Annotated in this window: 17 protein-coding genes and 2 rRNA genes (1 of these 19 only partly in view); 18 read left to right on the top strand and 1 reads right to left on the bottom strand. The window is 61.9% G+C overall.

Annotated features, from left to right (window positions below):
* The 12 genes from HHAL_RS01700 to HHAL_RS13175 all read left to right on the top strand — a co-directional run.
* Window positions 1–553: ribosomal RNA gene (locus tag HHAL_RS01700) — 23S ribosomal RNA — on the top strand (it extends 2342 nt beyond the left edge of the window).
* A 94-nt stretch (window positions 554–647) separates the two neighbouring features.
* A 5S ribosomal RNA gene (gene rrf / locus HHAL_RS01695) occupies window positions 648–764 on the top strand.
* A 223-nt stretch (window positions 765–987) separates the two neighbouring features.
* The gene (locus HHAL_RS01690; RefSeq protein ID WP_041594998.1) at window positions 988–2526 is read left to right on the top strand and encodes a PilN domain-containing protein; all 1539 of its coding nucleotides are present in this window, start codon (window positions 988–990) and stop codon (window positions 2524–2526) included.
* A gap of 6 nt (window positions 2527–2532) precedes the next feature.
* Window positions 2533–3192 (top strand): type II secretion system protein GspM, encoded by a 660-nt coding sequence (gspM, locus tag HHAL_RS01685; protein WP_011813148.1) that lies wholly within the window; start codon window positions 2533–2535, stop codon window positions 3190–3192.
* A 1-nt stretch (window position 3193) separates the two neighbouring features.
* Window positions 3194–3565, top strand: a complete 372-nt coding sequence (locus tag HHAL_RS01680; protein ID WP_011813147.1) for a hypothetical protein — start codon at window positions 3194–3196, stop codon at window positions 3563–3565.
* Window positions 3562–5178 (top strand): pilus (MSHA type) biogenesis protein MshL, encoded by a 1617-nt coding sequence (gene mshL / locus HHAL_RS01675; protein WP_011813146.1) that lies wholly within the window; start codon window positions 3562–3564, stop codon window positions 5176–5178. Before HHAL_RS01680 ends, mshL begins: the two co-directional genes overlap by 4 nt.
* A 29-nt stretch (window positions 5179–5207) precedes the next feature.
* Window positions 5208–6083 carry an ExeA family protein gene (locus HHAL_RS01670; protein ID WP_011813145.1) on the top strand — a complete coding sequence of 292 codons (876 nt, stop codon included), beginning with the start codon at window positions 5208–5210 and terminating at the stop codon, window positions 6081–6083.
* Complete coding sequence (locus HHAL_RS01665; protein WP_011813144.1) at window positions 6080–7321, top strand: tetratricopeptide repeat protein; 1242 nt, start codon at window positions 6080–6082, stop codon at window positions 7319–7321. Before HHAL_RS01670 ends, HHAL_RS01665 begins: the two co-directional genes overlap by 4 nt.
* A gap of 23 nt (window positions 7322–7344) precedes the next feature.
* Window positions 7345–9183 (top strand): GspE/PulE family protein, encoded by a 1839-nt coding sequence (locus HHAL_RS01660; protein ID WP_011813143.1) that lies wholly within the window; start codon window positions 7345–7347, stop codon window positions 9181–9183.
* 12 nt (window positions 9184–9195) lie between these two features.
* Window positions 9196–10416, top strand: coding sequence for a type II secretion system F family protein (locus HHAL_RS01655; protein ID WP_011813142.1), 1221 nt, complete (start codon window positions 9196–9198; stop codon window positions 10414–10416).
* A 199-nt stretch (window positions 10417–10615) separates the two neighbouring features.
* Window positions 10616–11119, top strand: coding sequence for a type II secretion system protein (locus HHAL_RS13630; RefSeq protein WP_011813141.1), 504 nt, complete (start codon window positions 10616–10618; stop codon window positions 11117–11119).
* 809 nt (window positions 11120–11928) lie between these two features.
* Window positions 11929–12498 carry a hypothetical protein gene (locus HHAL_RS13175; protein ID WP_144446066.1) on the top strand — a complete coding sequence of 190 codons (570 nt, stop codon included), beginning with the start codon at window positions 11929–11931 and terminating at the stop codon, window positions 12496–12498.
* 276 nt (window positions 12499–12774) lie between these two features.
* Here HHAL_RS13175 and HHAL_RS12845 read toward each other — a convergent pair whose 3' ends face one another.
* On the bottom strand, window positions 12775–13914 hold the full coding sequence (locus tag HHAL_RS12845; protein ID WP_011813139.1) for a site-specific integrase: 1140 nt from the start codon (window positions 13912–13914) through the stop codon (window positions 12775–12777).
* Between the two features lie 668 nt (window positions 13915–14582).
* On the opposite strand from HHAL_RS12845, the gene HHAL_RS12840 reads away from it, so the two are divergent.
* The 6 genes from HHAL_RS12840 to HHAL_RS13170 all read left to right on the top strand — a co-directional run bounded on the left by HHAL_RS12840 (window position 14583) and on the right by HHAL_RS13170 (window position 18205).
* Complete coding sequence (locus tag HHAL_RS12840; protein WP_081432130.1) at window positions 14583–15068, top strand: type II secretion system protein; 486 nt, start codon at window positions 14583–14585, stop codon at window positions 15066–15068.
* Window positions 15069–15235: 167 nt separating this feature from the next.
* Window positions 15236–15388: a hypothetical protein gene (locus HHAL_RS13395; RefSeq protein ID WP_187147872.1), complete on the top strand. Its 153-nt coding sequence runs from the start codon at window positions 15236–15238 to the stop codon at window positions 15386–15388.
* A gap of 372 nt (window positions 15389–15760) precedes the next feature.
* The gene (locus HHAL_RS01640; protein WP_011813136.1) at window positions 15761–16360 is read left to right on the top strand and encodes a pilus assembly FimT family protein; all 600 of its coding nucleotides are present in this window, start codon (window positions 15761–15763) and stop codon (window positions 16358–16360) included.
* A complete protein-coding gene (locus HHAL_RS01635; protein WP_011813135.1) occupies window positions 16350–16895 on the top strand; it encodes a type II secretion system protein in 546 nt (181 codons plus the stop codon). The genes HHAL_RS01640 and HHAL_RS01635 overlap by 11 nt, the downstream gene beginning before the upstream one ends.
* On the top strand, window positions 16852–17376 hold the full coding sequence (locus HHAL_RS01630) for a PulJ/GspJ family protein (RefSeq protein ID WP_144446065.1): 525 nt from the start codon (window positions 16852–16854) through the stop codon (window positions 17374–17376). The genes HHAL_RS01635 and HHAL_RS01630 overlap by 44 nt, the downstream gene beginning before the upstream one ends.
* 13 nt (window positions 17377–17389) lie before the next feature.
* Window positions 17390–18205, top strand: a complete 816-nt coding sequence (locus tag HHAL_RS13170) for a hypothetical protein (protein ID WP_144446064.1) — start codon at window positions 17390–17392, stop codon at window positions 18203–18205.
* Window positions 18206–18209: the final 4 nt, after the last annotated feature.

Here is an 18209-nt window from a genome sequence, read left to right as displayed (position 1 = left end):
AGACCTACAAGTCGAGCAGGGGCGAAAGCCGGCCTTAGTGATCCGGTGGTTCTGTATGGAAGGACCATCGCTCAACGGATAAAAGGTACTCCGGGGATAACAGGCTGATTCCTCCCAAGAGTCCACATCGACGGAGGAGTTTGGCACCTCGATGTCGGCTCATCACATCCTGGGGCTGTAGCAGGTCCCAAGGGTACGGCTGTTCGCCGTTTAAAGTGGTACGCGAGCTGGGTTTAGAACGTCGTGAGACAGTTCGGTCCCTATCTGCCGTGGGCGTCGGAGACTTGAGAGGCTCTACTCCTAGTACGAGAGGACCGGAGTGGACATACCGCTGGTGTTCCGGTTGTCACGCCAGTGGCACAGCCGGGTAGCTACGTATGGAAGGGATAACCGCTGAAAGCATCTAAGCGGGAAGCCCGCCTCAAGATCAGGTCTCCCTGGACCCTCGAGGTCCCTAAAGGGCCGTCCAAGACGAGGACGTTGATAGGCGGGGTGTGGAAGTGCAGCAATGCATTAAGCTAACCCGTACTAATGGCCCGTGAGGCTTGGCCATATAACACCCAAGCGGATTGAGCACCGACATGCCGTAAGCGCGTGACGGCAACTTCCCCAAACACCAGTGGCTCCACCAGGCCACACCGTTTTTGCCTGGCGACCATAGCGAGCGGGAACCACCCGAACCCATTCCGAACTCGGCAGTGAAACCGCTCAGCGCCGATGGTAGTGCGACCACGCTGTCGTGCGAGAGTAGGTCATCGCCAGGCTCCTACACCAAAACCCCCGACGTCCGATAGGACGCCGGGGGTTTTTTTTGTTGGCCCCAGGTTGTGACAAGAAGACCCATATGGGAGGTGTCGGTGTTCCTTGCGTCTGGCGTGGGAGTATGGTGTTCTGTCGATATCCGCATTAAACGTCAGGCTTCCGCCGCGGATCCCCCCTCCCTTGGCAAGCCTTAACAGGCACTGGGACAAGCAAGGTGACCTTGTGTTGAACGACCTCAGGCAGTGGCTGCCCCTGCCCGGACTCCGCCGTCGGACGCGGGTCGGGGTGTTCCTCGGCAACGAGCATATAGCACTGGCAGCGGTCTCCAGCGATGGCGAGCAACTGCTGGCCTGCGACTTCCGGGACGCCCGGCGCGACAACCAGCAGATGGCACTGCGCGATCTGGTCGAGCAGTACGGCCTGGGTGGCTCCGAGGCCGTGGTCGTCCTCGACGGCACCGACTACCAGACCCAGCAGGTCGATGCCCCGCGGGTCCCCGATGAAGAGCTCTCCGGGGCCGTGCGGTTCCAGCTCAAGAACCTGCTCTACATCCCGCTGGAGCAGGCCATGGTCGGGGCCCACCGACAGCACAGCGATCGCTGGAATCAGGAGGGGCAGCGCGCCCTGGCGACCATCGCCTCGCGCACGCGGATCGAAGGGATCCAGGAGCTGGTCGCCCGCGCCGGGCTCAAGCTCCAGGCCGTACTTCCCCGCGAGACGGTCCTCAACGATCTAAGCGCCGCGGCGACCGAGGGCGCCGGCGGGATCGTCCTCGCCACCCTCGGACGGGACGACGGGCTGATCACCATCAGTCGCGGCGAACTCCTCTACCTGGCCCGTAGCCACTCGGTGGGCACGCGGCGGCTGGCTGAGGACGGCCAGGCCGTCGAGATCCTCGAGGATGAGCTGCGTCGCTCGATCGACTACTTCGACGGGCAGCTGTCCACGGGGCCGGCGAGCCGGATACTGCTCGCGCCCTGCGAGGCGAATCGTGAGCCGCTGATTGACCGTTTCAACGACAGCTTCGAGATCCCCTGCGCCCGGCTGCGCCTCGAACAGATCTTCGACCTGGAACCGCTCGGTGATGAGCTCGACGAGCACACCGAGGCCCACTGCCTACTGGCTGTGGGCGCGGCCCTGCCGCGGCCCGCCGAGGCGAGCCTGTCGATGTACGTTCGTTCGCGTCGGCAGCTGGAGCCCCTGTCGCCGGCAGCGCTGGGGAGCTATGTGGCCGGCGGGGCGCTCTTCCTGGGCCTGATCTCGGCGGTGCACACGCCGCTGTCGCTCGATCGGGAGGGGCGTGCCGCGGAGCGCGAGGCGCAGCGGGACGAGCTGCTGGCGTCGGTGGCGGACCTGGAGGCGGAGCTCGAGGCGCGGGAGATCGACCCCAGCCTCCTCGACGAGCGCGAGGCCATTGAGCGGGACCTCGCCCTGCTGCAGCAGTTCGAAGCCCGGCTGGACACCCTGGATGACCGCGCCCTGGCCGGCTTCTCGGAGCCGCTGCGTGGCCTGTCGCGCCAGCGCGCGGAGGGGGTGTGGCTGACCCACATCCGGCTGCGCTCCGGCGCCGGCGTGTTTCAGGGGCGGGCGGTGGCGGCGGAGGATGTACCTGCCTTCCTCGACGGCCTGGCCCAAGAGCGCGCCTTCCAGGGGTGGCAGTTCGAAGAGTTCCACATCCAGCGCGCCGCGGCTGCGGAGGATACCGCCGATAGCGTCCGTTTCCGCGTGGCCAGCCCCGGTCTCGCCGGTGACGGAGAGGAGTAGCCCGTCATGGACATCCGCCGCAGCCTGCAGCAACTCAACGACGCCCTCAACGCCCGCACGCCGCGCGAGCGCGTGCTGATGGTGATCGCCGGCCTCGGGGTCATCGGCGCGGGGTGGTACTATCTGCTCTTCGAGCCCATGCAGCAGCGCAGCGCCGATGCGCAGCAGCGCATCGAGTCCGCCGAGCAGCAGATCCGCGACCTCCGCACCCAGCGCGAGAGCCTGGAGGCCGAGCTGGGCGACGATCCGGAGGCCGATGTCCGTGCCGAGCTCGATGCCCTGCGCGATGAACTCCTGGCACTGGAACGGGACGTCGGCGAGCGGGTGCCGGAGTTCATCGAGCCCGAACGCATGCGCCAGGTGCTGCGGGCGGTGCTCGCCGAGCACCAGGGGGCGCGGCTGGTCCGCCTCGAGCGCCTGCCGGCGCAGGAAGTGGCCGGCGTGGAGGATGGCGACGACGATGCCCCGCAGATCTTCCGCCACTCCGTCCACCTCGAATTCGAGGCGGACTACGCCACGACCGTCGCCTACCTGCAGGCCGTCGAGGCCCTGGAGTGGCAATTTGCCTGGGAGAGCCTGGACTATGAGGTCACCGATCACCCGCGGGCCCGCGTGCGCGTCCGACTGCACACCCTCAGCGGCCACCGTGCGTGGTTGGGGGTCTAGCGTGCGCGGTGCGCTGACCACCCTCGCGCTGCTCAGCCTCCTGGTCACGCCGCTGGTCCTGGCCGGCGGTGACCCGACGGCGCCGCCGCGGGTCATGCCCCAGGCGCTGGGGCTGCCCGGCGCCCCCGGCACCGAAGGCGAGCTGCCCCGACCGGGCATGGTCCTCAGGGAGGGAGGGCAGCGCTTTGCGCGCTTCGACGGCCGCTGGTACCGCCTGAACGAAGAGGTGGAGGGGGCGCGCATCGTACGGATCGGGTCCTATGGGGTCGATCTGGAAGTCTACGGGGAGCGGTACTACCGACCGGTGGTGGATCACGGGGTCGAGAAGCGGATGCGCACACGCCAAGACGGACTGGGAGGAAAAGGGAAATGAACGCACCACTGAGGCCCGTGCGCCTGTGGCTGGGTGTCGCCGGCGCCGCCGTGCTCCTGGGGGCGTGTGCGTCATCGGGGGATCGGGCGCAGGAGCGCTCCGATCGCGCCGCCGATCACCTGGCGCCGACGGAGCCCGACGAGCAGGTCCGCCAGGAGGATCAAGCCTCCACGCAGGCCCTGGACGACGCGCTCGGTGCCCCCGGCCTGGGTGATCCGCTGGCGCTTCAGCCCGAGGATCCGCGCTTTGACATCACCGCCGACGGCGTCGGTGCCCGCGAGTTCTTCCACGGCCTGGTGGAGGACACCCCGTACAACGTGGTGGTCCACCCGGATCTGGAGGGCGAGCTGTCGCTGACCCTGCGCGACGTCTCCGTCCCCGAGGTGATGGACACCGTCCGCGAGATCTACGGCTACGAGTACAAGCAGGCGCGCACCGGCTTCCTCATCCTGCCCGCCCGCCCGCGGGCCGAGGTCTTCCACCTGGACTACCTCAACGTCCATCGTAGCGGCCACTCCGGCACGCGGGTGACCTCCGGCGAGATCACCGGCGAGGACGACGGCGACGGCGTGATCGGCAGCCGGGTGGATACCGCCTCGAACTCGGATCTGTGGGGGCAGGTCGAGGAGACGGTGAGCCGCATGATCGACGACGACGACACCGCCTCGGTGGTGGCCAGCCCCCAGGCGGGGACCCTGGCCGTGCGCGGCATGCCCGAGTCCCTGCGCCGCGTCGAGGCGTTTGTCGACCGTCTGCAGGGCAGCCTCAACCGGCAGGTGATCCTCGAGGCGCGCATCCTCGAGGTCGAGCTCGGCGACGACTTCCAGGCCGGGATCAGCTGGGAGTCGCTCGGCCGGCACGACGGCCAGGCCCTCGAGGGCTCCTTCCGCCCGGGCGATAACCTGGAGCTGAGTTCGGCCGGGGTGTTCAACATCGGGATCACCCGGGGCCAGGACGGGCAGCGGGGCTTCTTCGAGGGCTTCCTGCGTGCCCTGGAGCAGCAGGGCGACGTCCAGGTCCTCTCGACGCCGCAGGTCTCCACGCTCAACAATCAGAAGGCGGTGATCAAGGCCGGAACGGACTCCTTCTATCAGACGGACTTCAGCATCAACTACCGGACCGTGGAGGTGGGGGGGCAGACCACCACCCAGCCGGAGCTGGATCCCGACTTCGAGCCGTTCTTCTCCGGCATCGCCCTGGACGTCACCCCGCAGATCGAGGAGAGCGGCTGGATCAACCTGCACGTCCAGCCCTCGGTGACCGAGGTGCGCGAGCGGGAGCGCACCCTGAGAACCGGCCGGGGCGATGACGAGGTCCGCTTCTCGCTGGCCGAGAGCGACGTCCGCCAGTCCGACTCCATCGTCCGCGCCCGCAGCGGCGAGATGATCGTCATCGGCGGTCTGATCGAGGAGCGCGAGCAGCAGGAGACCTCCCGGGTGCCGCTGCTCGGGCGGGTGCCGCTGCTGGGCTGGCTGTTCACCCAGGAGCGACAGGAGTCGAGCAAGTACGAGCTGGTGATCCTGCTGCGCCCCCGGGTCGTCGGGGAGGACACCTGGGCCGGCGAACTCGAGGAGCACTCCCGGCGCATCCAGGGGCTGTACGACCACTACTGAGATTGAGACCGCGGAGGTCTGCCGACGCCATGTACCTGGAGCACTTCGGGCTGCGCGAGTACCCGTTCCAGCTGACACCCAACACCGGGTACTACTACGGCCGGGCCAGCCACCAGGAGGCGTTGACCATGCTCTGGGCGGCCCTGGAGAGCGGCGAGGGGTTCCTGCGCGTCACCGGCGAGGTGGGCACCGGCAAGTCGCTGGTCTGTCGGCAGCTGCTGCACAAGCTCGGCGACCACTGGCAGGCGGCCCTGATCCTCAACCCGGCCCTGGATCCGGCCTCGCTGCGCCAGGTGGTGGCCGATGAGCTGCAGCTCGACGCTGGCAACGACTGCATCAACGCCCACGAGCTGCTGCGGGCGCTCCACGCCCGGCTGCAGGAGAACGCCACCGCCGGGCGGCGCACCCTGCTGATCATCGACGAGGCGCAGGTCATGCCCGACGAGAGCCTGGAGACCCTGCGCCTGCTCACCAACCTCGAGTCCGAGGAGGCCAAGCTGCTGCAGGTGGTCCTGCTCGGCCAGCCGGAGCTCGACCAGCGCCTGGCGCAGCCCCACCTGCGCCAGCTGCGCCAGCGCTGCACCTTCCGCTACCGGCTCCAGCCACTGCCGCTGGAGGTGGTCGACGACTACCTCCACCACCGGGTGCAGACCGCCGGCTACCGCGGCCGCGGCCTGTTCATGCCCAAGGCCAGCCGGCTCATCGGCCGGGCCGGGCAGGGCGTGCCGCGGACCATCAATACCCTGGCCCACAAGGCCCTGCTCGCCGCCTTCGGCGATGGGGTGCAGCAGGTGGTGCGGGAGCACGTGGTCCGCGCCATCGAAGACACCGAGACGGCGGACGCCTCGGCCATCGGCATCCGACGCTGGCTGCCGGGGCGCAGCCGTGGGGAGGAACGCACTTGAGTCTGATCAACGAGGTCCTGCGCCAGGCCGCCGAGCGGGAAAAGCGGCCCGGGGCCGGCGATGGCGACGCCGGTGTACAGGCGGCATTCTCGGTGGCGCGCAAGCCCCCGCGCCGCCGCCGCTGGCTGGCCGCCACGCTGGCCGGCACGGTGGTGGTCGCGGCGGTCGGTGGTTCGGCCTACTGGCTGCTGGCCGAGCGCGACACCACCCCGGATCAACTCGCCCTGATCGACGACCCGGACGGGGCCCCCGCCGAGCGTCCCGACGACGTGACACGGCCCGAGCAGAGGCCGGCCGAGGCGGTGGTCAACGGCCTGCTCGAAGAGCGCACCGACGACCCGCAGCAGTGGCTGGTCGCCGCCGGCGTGGACCCGGATCCGCCCGCCGCCCCCCAAGAAACGGCCGAGGCGCCGCCGCCGGCCGCGCCCACCGCCGTGGCGGCGGCGCAGACCGTGGCCGCCGACGCCGTCGCCGAGGGCCGTGCCCAGACCGCGCCGGTGCCCGAGGAGGACGCCGCCGAACCGCTGGGTGCGCTGGTGGAAGAGGCCGCTGCCGAGGCCGAGTCGGCCGCCGCCCCCGAGGCCGCCGAGGCGCAGCCGGAACCGCCCGCCGAGACCGAGTCCCGCGGCACCTTCGTCCGCGAGCCCAGCCGGCCGGACGGCGGCGCCCGGGCCGACAGCCTCATCCAGCAGGCCGAGACCCACCAGCGGGCCGGCGACACCCTGAGCGCCTCCCAGTCCTATCGCCGCGCCCTGGAGATGGATCCGGACCGGCACGAGGCGCGCGTCGGCTACGCCCGGATGCTGGCGCGGGCGCAGCGGACGGAGCGGGCCCGCGGCGTCCTGCAGGAGGGGCTGGAACGGGCCCCGGAGCACGAGCGCATGGCCCGGCTCTACGCCCACCTCTCCGAGGAGCGCGGCCAGCCCCAGGACGGCATCGACGCCCTGGAGCCGGTCTACCGCGCTCAGGAGGGCGAGCCCGGAGCAGTGGCCGCCCACCTGGCGGCGCTCTACCGCCAGACCGGCGCCCACGACCAGGCGCTGATGCTCTACAGCGAACTGGCCGAGGCCGAACCGGACAACGGCCTGTGGCAGGCGGGGATCGCCGTCGCCGCCGAGCAGATGGGCGATCACGAGGGCGCCCTCCGGGCCTGGGAGCAGGCCCGCGAGCGCGAGGGCCTCAGTGCCGAGGTGCAGGCCCACGCCGAGGCGCGCATCGAGGCGTTGCAAGGACGATGAATCCAGCAGAGGGAGTGGCACCCATGAAACGGCAGAAGATTCGCCTCGGCGATCTGCTCATCAAGCGCGGGGTGATCACCCAGGCGCAGATGCAGCAGGCCCTGGAAGCGCAGAAGCAGAGCGGCCGCAAGCTCGGTGCGCAGCTCATCGCCATGGACTTCGTCACCGAGGACCGGATCCTCGCCGAACTCTCCCAGCAGCTCGACGTGCCGTGGGTCAACCCCAACGACTACTGGGTGGACCCGGATGTCGCCAGCAAACTGCCGGAGAGCTACGCCCGGCGCTTCTCCGCGCTGATCCTCGAGGAGACCGAGACCGACTTCCTGGTGGCCATGGCCGACCCCAGCGATCTCATCGCCTACGACGAGATCACCCGGGTCCTGCGCTGCCCGGTGCGCCTGGCCGTGGCCCGCGAGAAGACTCTCCAGGAGCTGATCAACCTCGTCTACCGCCGCACCGACGAGATCAGCAACATCGCCGAGGAGCTCGGCCGCGAGATCACCAGCGCCGACGACATCGACCTCTCCACCCTGCCGGTGGGCGAGGGCGGCGCCAGCGCCCCGGTGGTCCGGCTGCTCCAGTCGCTGTTCGAGGACGCGGTGCAGGTGGGCGCCTCGGACATCCACATCGAGCCGGACGAGCAATCCCTGCGCATCCGCATCCGCCGCGACGGCGTCCTGCAGGAGCAGCTCTTTCGCCAGCGCAATATCCACGCCGCCATGGTCTCGCTGCTCAAGCTCATGTGCGGGCTGAATATCACCGAGCGCCGCCTGCCCCAGGATGGCCGCTTCCAGGTCCGCGTCCACGGCCGCAGCATCGATGTGCGCCTGTCGACCCTGCCGCTGCAGCACGGCGAGGGCGTGGTCATGCGCCTGCTCGACCACAGCGCCGGGGTCAGCTCACTGGATCAGACCGGCATGCCGGCCGACATCCTTCAGCGCCTGCGCCGGCTGATCAAGATGCCCTACGGCATGGTGCTGGTCACCGGCCCCACCGGTTCCGGCAAGTCCACCACGCTCTACGGGGCGCTGTCCGAGATCAACCGCCCCGAGGTCAAGGTCATCACCGTCGAGGACCCGGTGGAGTACCGCCTGCCGCGGGTCAACCAGGTTCATGTCCGCGAGAGCATCGGGCTGACCTTCGCCCGCGTGCTGCGCACCACCCTCCGCCAGGACCCGGACATCATCATGGTCGGCGAGATGCGCGACGAGGAGACCGCCGACATCGGCTTCCGCGCCGCCATCACCGGCCACCTGGTCTTCTCAACGCTGCACACCAACGACGCCGTCTCCACCGCCAACCGCCTGGTGGATATGGGCGTAGAGCCGTACATGATCGCCGCCGGCCTGCGCGCCGTGCTCGCCCAGCGCCTGCTGCGGCGGATCTGCACCCAGTGCCGCGAGCCCTACACCCCGGACGCCAGCGAACGGGCCTGGCTGCGCACCATCTTCGGCGCCGACGAGACGGAATCCCTGTCGCTCTACCAGGGCCGGGGCTGCGCCAGCTGCAGCAAGACCGGCTACAGCGGCCGCATCGGCGTCTTCGAACTGTTGGAGATGGACGCCGATAAGATCGACGCCCTGCGCCGCGGCGACCAGTCCGGGTTCGCCGCCGCCTGCCACGCCGACCTCAGCTACGAGCCCATGAGCCGGGTGGCCCTGCGCTACGCCCGCGAGGGCATCACCACCCTCCAGGAGGTCTCCCGCGTCCTCGGCGAGGCCGACGAGAGCGCCCTGCGCGATGAGGTCCGGGCCGTGCGCGAGGCGGCGCCGACGGACCCCTCCGAGGCGGAGGGGGTGCTCAACGACCCGGCGTCCACGGACACCGACAGCGCCTCGACCGAGGCGTGGCGCCAGGGCTAGGGGGAGCCGCCAATGCCCAAGTTCCACTACCGCGGGCGCACCGGCGCCGGACAGATCCGCGAGGGGACCGTCGAGGCGGTCTCGGTCTCGGCAGCCGCCGACGAGGTCTTCGACCGCGGCATCACGCCCATCGAGGTGCGCCCCGCCGCGGCCGGCGGCGGCAGCCTGGACGCCTTCATCCGGCAGCTCAGCGAGCGGGCGGTCACCCTGGACGAGCTGGTGACCTTCACCCGGCAGTTCCGCGCCCTGCTGCGCGCCGGCGTGCCGGTGGTCCGCGCCCTGCGCGGGCTCGGGCAGAACACCGCCAACGCCCGCCTGGGCCGCACCCTGGAGGAAGTGGCCCAGGGCCTGGAGAGCGGCCAGACACTGTTCGACGCCATGAGCCGCCACCCCAAGACCTTCCCGCGCCTGCTGCTGGCCATGATCCGCGTCGGCGAGGAGAGCGGGCAGCTCGAGGAGTCCCTGGAGCGCATGGCGGCCAGCCTGGATCAGGAGCGCACCACCCGCGAGCGGATCAAGGCCGCGCTGCGCTACCCGACCTTCGTGATGATCGCCATCATCGCCGCCCTGGTGGTGATCAACCTCTTCGTCATCCCGCCCTTCGCCGACCTCTTCGACGGCATGGGCACCGACCTGCCGGCGATGACCGCGCTGCTGATTGGCTTCTCGGAGGGCTTCGTCGAGTACTGGCAGTGGCTCTTCGGCGGCGCGCTGGTGGTGGGCCTGGGCGTGCGCGCCTCCATCGGCACCGACGAGGGCCGATTGCGCTGGGATTACCTCAAGCTGCGCCTCCCCGGCGTGGGCAGCATCATGCGCCGCGCGCTGCTGGCGCGCTTCGCCCGCACCTTCTCCATGGCGGTGCGCTCCGGCGTACCGCTGCTCCAGGCCATGGACTCCGTGGCCGAGGCCACCGATAACGCCCACATCGCCCGCGGCATCCGCGACCTGCGCACCGGCATCGAGCGCGGCGAGGGGCTCTACCAGGTGGCCGAGCGCAGCGGCCTGTTCACGCCCCTGGTCCTGCAGATGCTCGCCGTGGGCGAGGAGACCGGCCAGGTGGCGGACATGATGGACCAGGTGGCCGAGTTCTACGAACGCGAGGTGGAGGAGGACCTGAAGAAGCTCTCCTCCTACATCGAGCCGTTCGTCATCGGCTTCATCGGCGTCCTGGTCCTGATCCTGGCCCTGGGCATCTTCATGCCCATGTGGCAGATGGGCGCCGCCGCCATGTGAGGGCGGGGTGCCTGCCATTTCGATCGTGAAACCTTGTACAACGCGCGGAAAGAGCGTTTAATCAGAGATACGGAGGTGCCACGCAGACAACCAACCGCAAGGACGGTCCCTCGTGGACGCGGTGGGACCTGGCAACACCGGCAACCCGCACACGGAATCTCATCCAAAGACGTTGGAACCAACAGGAGCAAAAGCATCCATGACGAATCAGATGCAGGAACAAACCGGACACACCGGCGTCACCGGACGCCGCAGCGGGCTCATTGAACTGGCCATGAACTTCGTCCACCGCCACAGCAGCGAGCAACGCCAGCGCCGTCAGCGTCAGGAAGGCTTTACGCTGATTGAGTTGGTGATTGTTCTGGTGGTGCTGGGTATTCTTGCGAGCATTGCGATTCCGCAGTTTGCTGACCTTCAGGAACGCGCAACGATAAGCTCCATGGCTTCAACCATGGCAAACGCGAATAGCACCAACGTTATTAATGAGAGACTCGATGGTGCAGGCGTGAGCACTTCAAGCTGGGATAGTGCCAGCGCTGTCGGAGGTTGGGTCAATGACGTTCTGGAAGGCGATCCGTGGAACGATGAATATAATGTCGTTGCTATCACTTGTGAGGATGACCCTGGGACAACTTATGAAAACTTTACCTGCACCCTGGGTAACGACGACGAAACTGTTTCGATCACAAGTATTGAAGAATAAGGCTAGCAGTGCTTGATATTATTAGGGAAGGCTCCGGCCTTCCCTTTTTTATTTCTTTCTTCACCCCCCTTCCCCCAGCATCATCCCCGAACCCCTTCCAGTACCTTTCCCTTGCAACTTGCCATGCATACCCCCATGATGAAACCTCCTAAGCCAATAGGAGGGAATCATGAAAGAATCAATCGAAAATCCATCTTGACGATAAAATCAATGATCTCGTATTTCTCGGCCTGATGCACGATGAGATCATTGTAGACATCCATGAGGACGGCCGTGACAACGACATGGAAGTTCCGATGGTTACTTTGAACGATCTGATGGATGAAGCCTTCAGGGAGGCCGACTCGTTGTATTCGTGATACTGGCGAAACGCTTCGGAGCGTTCGACCAGATCCCTGACAAGGAAGCGTGTGCAATTCTTGGCGTACTGGTCGTAGGGTACCCTACCTTCCAGGCGAAGTCTTTGCAGGTGGCGCACAGAGAAGCCTGTGATCTTGCTGGCGGTCTTTGGAGTGACAGGATCATCGGTGCAAGGGTGCTTTAAACGGACCATCCTTCTCTTTTGCGATCTTGCACACCTTCCCGATTTTCAATTCGTTTTGTTTGGTGATGATTGTGACTAAATACACGTGGAGCAATCTCTAACGCTATAAGGCGATTGGTTGCGCTTCTTTGTGTCGGCTGAAAACAACTTGATCACTTCTCGCGAAAACAGACTGCTGTTTTCCTTGGTTTAATAGTGCCTAAAGAAAAGAGAAATTCTTTATGAAAATGAAGAGATGAGATATAACAACTAAGGAGATAACAATATGGATAATGCAGAACGTCTTAACGATTACAATACTACAAACGATTCTAAGAATTCCCGTGAACAATTTTTGAAATGGTTAAATGAATTTTCCTGTGCCAACAACGTGAAATGGAAGTATTTCATCACATTAACCTTTAAATCGGAAATGAATGATTATGCAGAAACAACGTTCATTGCAAGAAAATTTTACAAAAAATTAAATAATGCCATCTTCGGAACACGATCAAGGAAATCGCTTCGATCATTAATGTTCGTAGAGAAAAGTTACTTTCATGGCTATCATGTACATCTTGTCATTGAGGATTTTATTTCCCGACTTGAAACCAATTCCCAGATAAGCCGTGCCGGCGATGACGATAGATTCAAGCACATTGTCACAATGATTTGGAATAACGTTGATAAGAGAACTGGCAAACCGGATTTTGATCGCTTCTTATCGAGTTTCCAACTTATTGATAACCAAGAAGGTTTATTCCAGTACCTAACGAAGACGTTCCCTTACAATGGTTCCGATTGCTTTCTCTATGACCTTGCGAACTTCACAGGACGATATAATACCCATATCTAAAAGAAAACCCCGATGAGATCTGTTTGATAGTTGTCTCATCGGGGTTTCTTGGTTGCTCCTGAAAGACACTTTAAAACATCACAACTGACCCAACACCTTCCATACACCTCATCCACCCTCACATCAGAGATCACACCTGAACGGACAGAACGTTAGAGACCTCGCTTCATGTCATCATCTATTCCGCTCTATCGCGACACGAAGACTCGACCCTACACCCTACAGCCTCATCCCCGAAAGTCTCTCACACGCTCTGTGTGTCGCTCTCGCTGTGTGTTAGATGATGGTCTCGGCCAGACGGTTGCTGTGGTTGCGAAGACCCTGGGCAGACAAATGTGCATATCTCATGGTCGTTGTGATTTGTGAATGTCCCAAAAGCTCCTTTACCTCATAGATGTTAACACCACCCTGAACAAGAAGGCTTGCATACGAGTGGCGCAGATCATGGAACCGGACACTTTCATCAATCCCGCTATCCCGAAGAACAGCTTTAAAGGGCTTTTGGATGCACTGATACGGCTTGTCTGTTCCTGGCTGCGGAAACAAAAGATCAGTCCCTTCTTGTTTTGGTAGTTCTTTAACCATTTGAACGGCCTTCTCAGCCAGAATGACTTTCCGAGATCCATTTTTGCCCTTTGGGATGTTCCAAATCTTATTGTCTAGATCGAAATCCTCAAATCTTGCAGAAAGAATCTCTGCCTTTCTGGCTCCGGTCAAGACAGCCATCCGAATGATCGAGTAAATATGTGGGTGGTTTCTTCTCCTTGCTGCTTCGAGCATTCTGTTGACTTCTTCACGCGTGAGATAGTTCTCAATTTTGTTATCAATCACGGGTCTTTTAATCTTCTCGGTTGGATTCGAGACAACTCCTGGGATTTCGTTATCCATAGCCACCTTGAACATATAAGAGATTAGTGTTAAAACACGATCCACAGTCGAAGGTGCGTAACCTCTGCTTTTCATGTCATTCATGATGGCCTCAACTTGGTTTCTGTTGATATCTGACATCTTTTTTGTTCCGAGGGTTGGAAGGGCATGATGGTTGAGCATGATCTCGTCCGTTTTCCATGACCTTTTGTAACTTTTAGCATGCGGGAGGTAGCACTCTTCAGCATATTCCTTCAATGTCGGGGACGCTCTGCGAGTGTTCTTTTCTTCCTGTGGATCATGCCCAGATGCCACAATACTGGCCTTTTCTCTTGCAAGGCTTCTGGCATCTTTTAAACTAATCTCTCTAAAACGTGCAAGCTTGCATGATCTCGTCAGTCCGGCATGATTGCGGTAACGATAAAAGTACGTTGCCGAACCAGTCGGTCTTACTTCTACGATAAGGCCAGGAGCCTTTCGGTCAGACAAAACTTTCTTTCTCTTCTTCGCAAACTCCTTTTTAATTGATTGTTCAGTAAGGTTTTCCATTGGTTTCTTCTCCTTGTATTATTGGTTGGGCATCGACACCTGAGTACATAGTAATGACATCTGATGCATCACGCAAGAGGTTTGAGGTAGACATCGAAGTCCTGGCTCTCGTCGCCGGCCTCAGGGCAGCGCGAAGCTTTCTCGGCGTTTCCCAAAAGCATATCTCAGAAGAAACAAATATATCTTTGCCGACCCTAAACCGTCTTGAACGACTAGAGCGATTCCCACGGTATAGCACCATCCTCAAACTTACAAGGTACTTCCGAGAAATCGGGATACATCTTGTCTACACTGAGGGAGACGGTTTTTATTTAAACGTAGAGCAGAGGGTGCTAGAAGGAATAAAAAGACGCATCGAAAAAGGCGAGCCAATTACGGCGAGGGCGGGATTATTTAAAGATAGGGGCAAAAACGAACCGAATGGTTAGGTATATGTTTGGTCATTTCGATGGCATCCTTGTCCGAGTACTTGTGCTTTGCGCTACCAGTGTGAAAGGCTTTCAAGGATGTGGGTGATGACTCGGTCGACGTTCAATGAACCCCTAGAGTGAGCCTTCATGTTGTGCATGTGATATGTCAGACTCACAGCGCAATCTTTGATCGTTCGTAAACGACTGTTCTGCAAGGGAATATCGGAACGCTGCTGTTTATGGCTCATTGAACTGGCCATGAACTTCGTCCACCGCCATAGCAGCGAGCAACGCCAGCGTCGTCAGCGTCAGGAAGGCTTTACGCTGATTGAGTTGGTGATTGTTCTGGTGGTGCTGGGTATTTTGGCGGCGATTGCGGTGCCGCAGTTTATCGGTGTGCAAGAAAGGGCAACAATTACCAGCTACACTTCTGCGATGGCCGCCGAGCTTCAGAACGCCAATGTTCAGAACCGCATGAGGGGCGAAGGTTCCAACTCTAATTTGCCAACAAATTGCGACTTTGAAGGCGGGGATTTTAACACTTTTACTGGTGGCAGTGTTGTGGACGGAATAGATGTGTCCGGTTACGAATTCGTGACCGATGAGGAGCCGGAAAGTTATATTGGTCGGTATACCATCCCTGATCTAGACGGCGGGACGGATCCAACCCGTTGTTATGTTGTTGAAACTGATAGTAATGGCGAAAATGGCGAAAATGGCGAAGGCGGTGATGACGATGCTTAGTAAATGAAAACCTTAGCTATCAGCGGGAAGGCCCCGGCCTTCCCTTTTTTATTTCTCTCTTTACCCCATCCCCCAGCATCGTCCCCGAACCCCTTCCTATACCCTTCGCTTGCAACTTGCCATGCGTACCTCCATGATGAAACCTCCTAAGCCAACAGGAGGGAATCATGGAAGAATCCATCGAAACCCGAACCCATCTTGACGATAAAATCAATGATCTCGTATTTCTCGGCCTGACGTACGATGAAATCATGGTAGACATCCGTGCGTACTGCCGTGAGAACGGCATGGATGTTTCGATTCCTATCCTTGAACGATAGGATGAGTGAAGCCTTCAGGATCGCCTTTGATCTTGATGGCGCAATACACGCTCGATGCGCGTGACACCGCAGTGTGTGGATCCCACAGCCCCGCACAGGATGCCAGACGGGCGGGCAGGCTCCGCCGGGATCTGCGTACACCGAACGGCCGCGGCTGCCGGCAGTCGCCGGTGCCTCCACCGCCCGGGGTGAGTCCGACGCATCCAAGATTTTCGAGGTCGACCGCGGCTCAATATCCCCGTTGCGTGCAGTGCTATTCGCGCCTATATTGGATGTGTACCGGTCCGCACCCTAACCCCCGTCGGGTCGCCGGAAGCGGCGATACACCCCGCAACCACCGGACATGTCCGCGCCACACTGGGATGGTCTGCCATGCCGCGTCCCCGCGATGTCACGCCCAGCGCCCCGCGGCGCGGGTCGGAGCTCCCGAGCGCCCGCCGGCGGGTTGGCGGTCGGCGGCGTGATCCGGCCCCGCATCGGTGGGGCAGTGGGGCGGTTACAGCGCGCCACCGGGGCGTAACCCTCATCGAACTCATCCTGGTCCTGGTGATCCTCAGCATCCTGGCCGGCATCGCCGCCCCGCGCCTGGGCGGCTTCACCGACGGCCCCAGCGTGAACGCCGTCAAGAACGGCCTGATCAGCGACCTGCGCAGCGCGCGGGGCAAGGCCATGGCGTGTAGTGGGGCGGATTTGAAGGTGGATCTGGGTCGTGCTTGGGCGATGACTTGGGAGTCCTCGGGCGACGGTTGCGGCCCCCTACGGGGGCTGACGGAGCGGGATGGCGTGACGGTGACCAGTTCGCCCGATGCTTTCCGCCTGACCTATCCGCACGGCGAGCTGGTGGCTGACGATGGCGGAGAAATCAACGACAAATCCTTCGAGGTCGCGCTTAGTAAGGGGGACGCCTCCCGAACGATGTGTGTTCGTGTAGCGACCGGCAGTGTCACCCGGGGGGAATGCAATGAAGACTAGCGGCCTGCGGCTCCACCTCAATACGGCACGTCCTGGCGGGAGGCACGGGAGCGGGTTCCGCCGCAATACTCGATCGGCCCAGCGTGGCCTCACGCTCATCGAGATGATTGTGACCATCGTGGTGCTGGGGATCGCCATGGCGGCACTGGCGTCCTTCTATCCGTTCTTTGCCACGCTGCCCGATGCCGAGCGGGTGGAGAAAGCGGCCAGAAATGCGGAGAGCTGTGCTGAGTTGATTATCGCGGCATCGCGGACCGATGACGAAGACGAAAATGCGGTGTTCGACCCGCATCGGATTAAAGACAATACGGAAAATGGCGAAGACCTAACCGCTGAGAGCCCCGGAATTGGGATTGCGGCGGATCTCTGGAACCGTTTTTGTGGCGCTGCTGATGAGGAAACGGACTCGCTCGTCCGAGTTTCTCGTGTTGAAGAAGATGACGCGGCGGCGGTGCTAGTCATCAGAATCGGCTATGAGGGGCCGGGGGTCGGTGGCCTTGATCCGCTTTATGTGGGTTTCGACGCTGATGAGTGAGGGGGCGGTGAGTACCACCCACAAGCGCAACCCGAAAGGGGTCAATAAACAGGCAGGACTCACCCTCTGGGAGCTGATCCTCGTTCTGGTGCTGGCCGGTATGGTGGCGGTCATGGCAGCGCAACCGATTTCGGCACTCTTTAACATCTCTTTCGCGCTTGAGGAAGAGCTAGACAAGCGGTCGGATGTGGTGTACGCGGTTCAGCGCCTGAGGCAAGAGATTCGTTCACGTCCAGGTACCTCGTTCTCGTGCAGCGATATAAAAGCTAAAGAGGATGAGATAACGCTTGAAAGGGAGGAGGATCCGAGCCTGCGAGTGCCGGTTCGCGGGCTGATCGTAAATGGGAGCGAAGTGCCCTGTGAGAACCCGGAAGATACGGGCGTGGACGGTTTTTATGTCATCACGCTGACCGTGAGCCAAGGCGATGATGTGGTAAGTTATGACTTCGGAGTAACTCATCGAGCAGCTTTGAGCCCATAGCTTGGGAGGGCGGATGGAGTATTACTCACATACGTTAGGAAGAGCGGAGGTGGCCGTCCGCTTTAAAAAAACTCAGGCTGGATCGATGTTGGTTATGGGAGTCGTCACGATTCTTGCTATTGGACTTTTGTTAGCTGGCATAGGAAGAATGGTAGAAAGCCGCGCATCCGTGGTTGTTGACAGCCTAGTCGACGCGCAGGCCTTTTATGCGGCTGAGAGCGCTCGGATGAAGAGGGGGGATGTTGACTTCCCTGGCGGGCAGATCTACTCCAAAAAAAATCCTGGTTTCATAAGTGGCAATCCCTGTGAACAAATGGATTTGTATGTCGGGTGGGTTGGGGAAAGCCAATCATGGGGCAATGCTCATGCTAGGCACGCGATTTGTTACCCCGGTGGGAGTGAGTTGGATAGGGAATATGCCGAAAGGGAGGATGACTGGGACGCTGTAGATGGGTGGGATAAAAAAGATTACGAGAACGTTTTAATCCCTGAGGGCGAAAAAGCACAAGGTGGTGGTAATGCCGTGGTTCGTGGGGGGGCATGTCTAGCGAGTGGCGCTAGCATTACAGGTAAAGTGTCATTTGAAGGTGACGTGTTTATCCAGTCCAAAGCTGAGGGGAATAATCCGGATAAGGAATATTTCTCTGGGGGTGCGCCAGATTTTGGGGGGTGTATCTATATTGAGGGGGAGGTAGCCGAACCGTCTCATATTCATCAATATGGCGGATGTGATGAAGAGCCGGGTGAGCCGACTGAAAACGGGCATTGGTGTGGGGTGTTTGAAAATGACCCCGCGAGCGGTGGCAATTGGGGATATGCGGTTTTCTAAGTAA

It is taken from the genome of Halorhodospira halophila SL1, assembly GCF_000015585.1.
Lineage (GTDB): Bacteria > Pseudomonadota > Gammaproteobacteria > Nitrococcales > Halorhodospiraceae > Halorhodospira > Halorhodospira halophila.
Note: the sequence above shows the minus strand (reverse complement) of the source record. Positions and strands in the feature narration are given on the sequence as shown.

Coding starts and splice junctions, on each gene's coding strand:
- gspM (WP_011813148.1), top strand. CDS start 2,533: ATGGACATCCGCCGCAGCCTGCAGCAACTCAACGACGCCCTCAACGCC.
- mshL (WP_011813146.1), top strand. CDS start 3,562: ATGAACGCACCACTGAGGCCCGTGCGCCTGTGGCTGGGTGTCGCCGGC.
- HHAL_RS01670 (WP_011813145.1), top strand. CDS start 5,208: ATGTACCTGGAGCACTTCGGGCTGCGCGAGTACCCGTTCCAGCTGACA.
- HHAL_RS01660 (WP_011813143.1), top strand. CDS start 7,345: ATGAAACGGCAGAAGATTCGCCTCGGCGATCTGCTCATCAAGCGCGGG.
- HHAL_RS01655 (WP_011813142.1), top strand. CDS start 9,196: ATGCCCAAGTTCCACTACCGCGGGCGCACCGGCGCCGGACAGATCCGC.
- HHAL_RS13630 (WP_011813141.1), top strand. CDS start 10,616: ATGACGAATCAGATGCAGGAACAAACCGGACACACCGGCGTCACCGGA.
- HHAL_RS13175 (WP_144446066.1), top strand. CDS start 11,929: ATGGATAATGCAGAACGTCTTAACGATTACAATACTACAAACGATTCT.
- HHAL_RS12845 (WP_011813139.1), bottom strand. CDS start 13,914: ATGGAAAACCTTACTGAACAATCAATTAAAAAGGAGTTTGCGAAGAAG.
- HHAL_RS12840 (WP_081432130.1), top strand. CDS start 14,583: ATGAACTTCGTCCACCGCCATAGCAGCGAGCAACGCCAGCGTCGTCAG.
- HHAL_RS13395 (WP_187147872.1), top strand. CDS start 15,236: ATGGAAGAATCCATCGAAACCCGAACCCATCTTGACGATAAAATCAAT.
- HHAL_RS01640 (WP_011813136.1), top strand. CDS start 15,761: ATGCCGCGTCCCCGCGATGTCACGCCCAGCGCCCCGCGGCGCGGGTCG.
- HHAL_RS01635 (WP_011813135.1), top strand. CDS start 16,350: ATGAAGACTAGCGGCCTGCGGCTCCACCTCAATACGGCACGTCCTGGC.
- HHAL_RS13170 (WP_144446064.1), top strand. CDS start 17,390: ATGGAGTATTACTCACATACGTTAGGAAGAGCGGAGGTGGCCGTCCGC.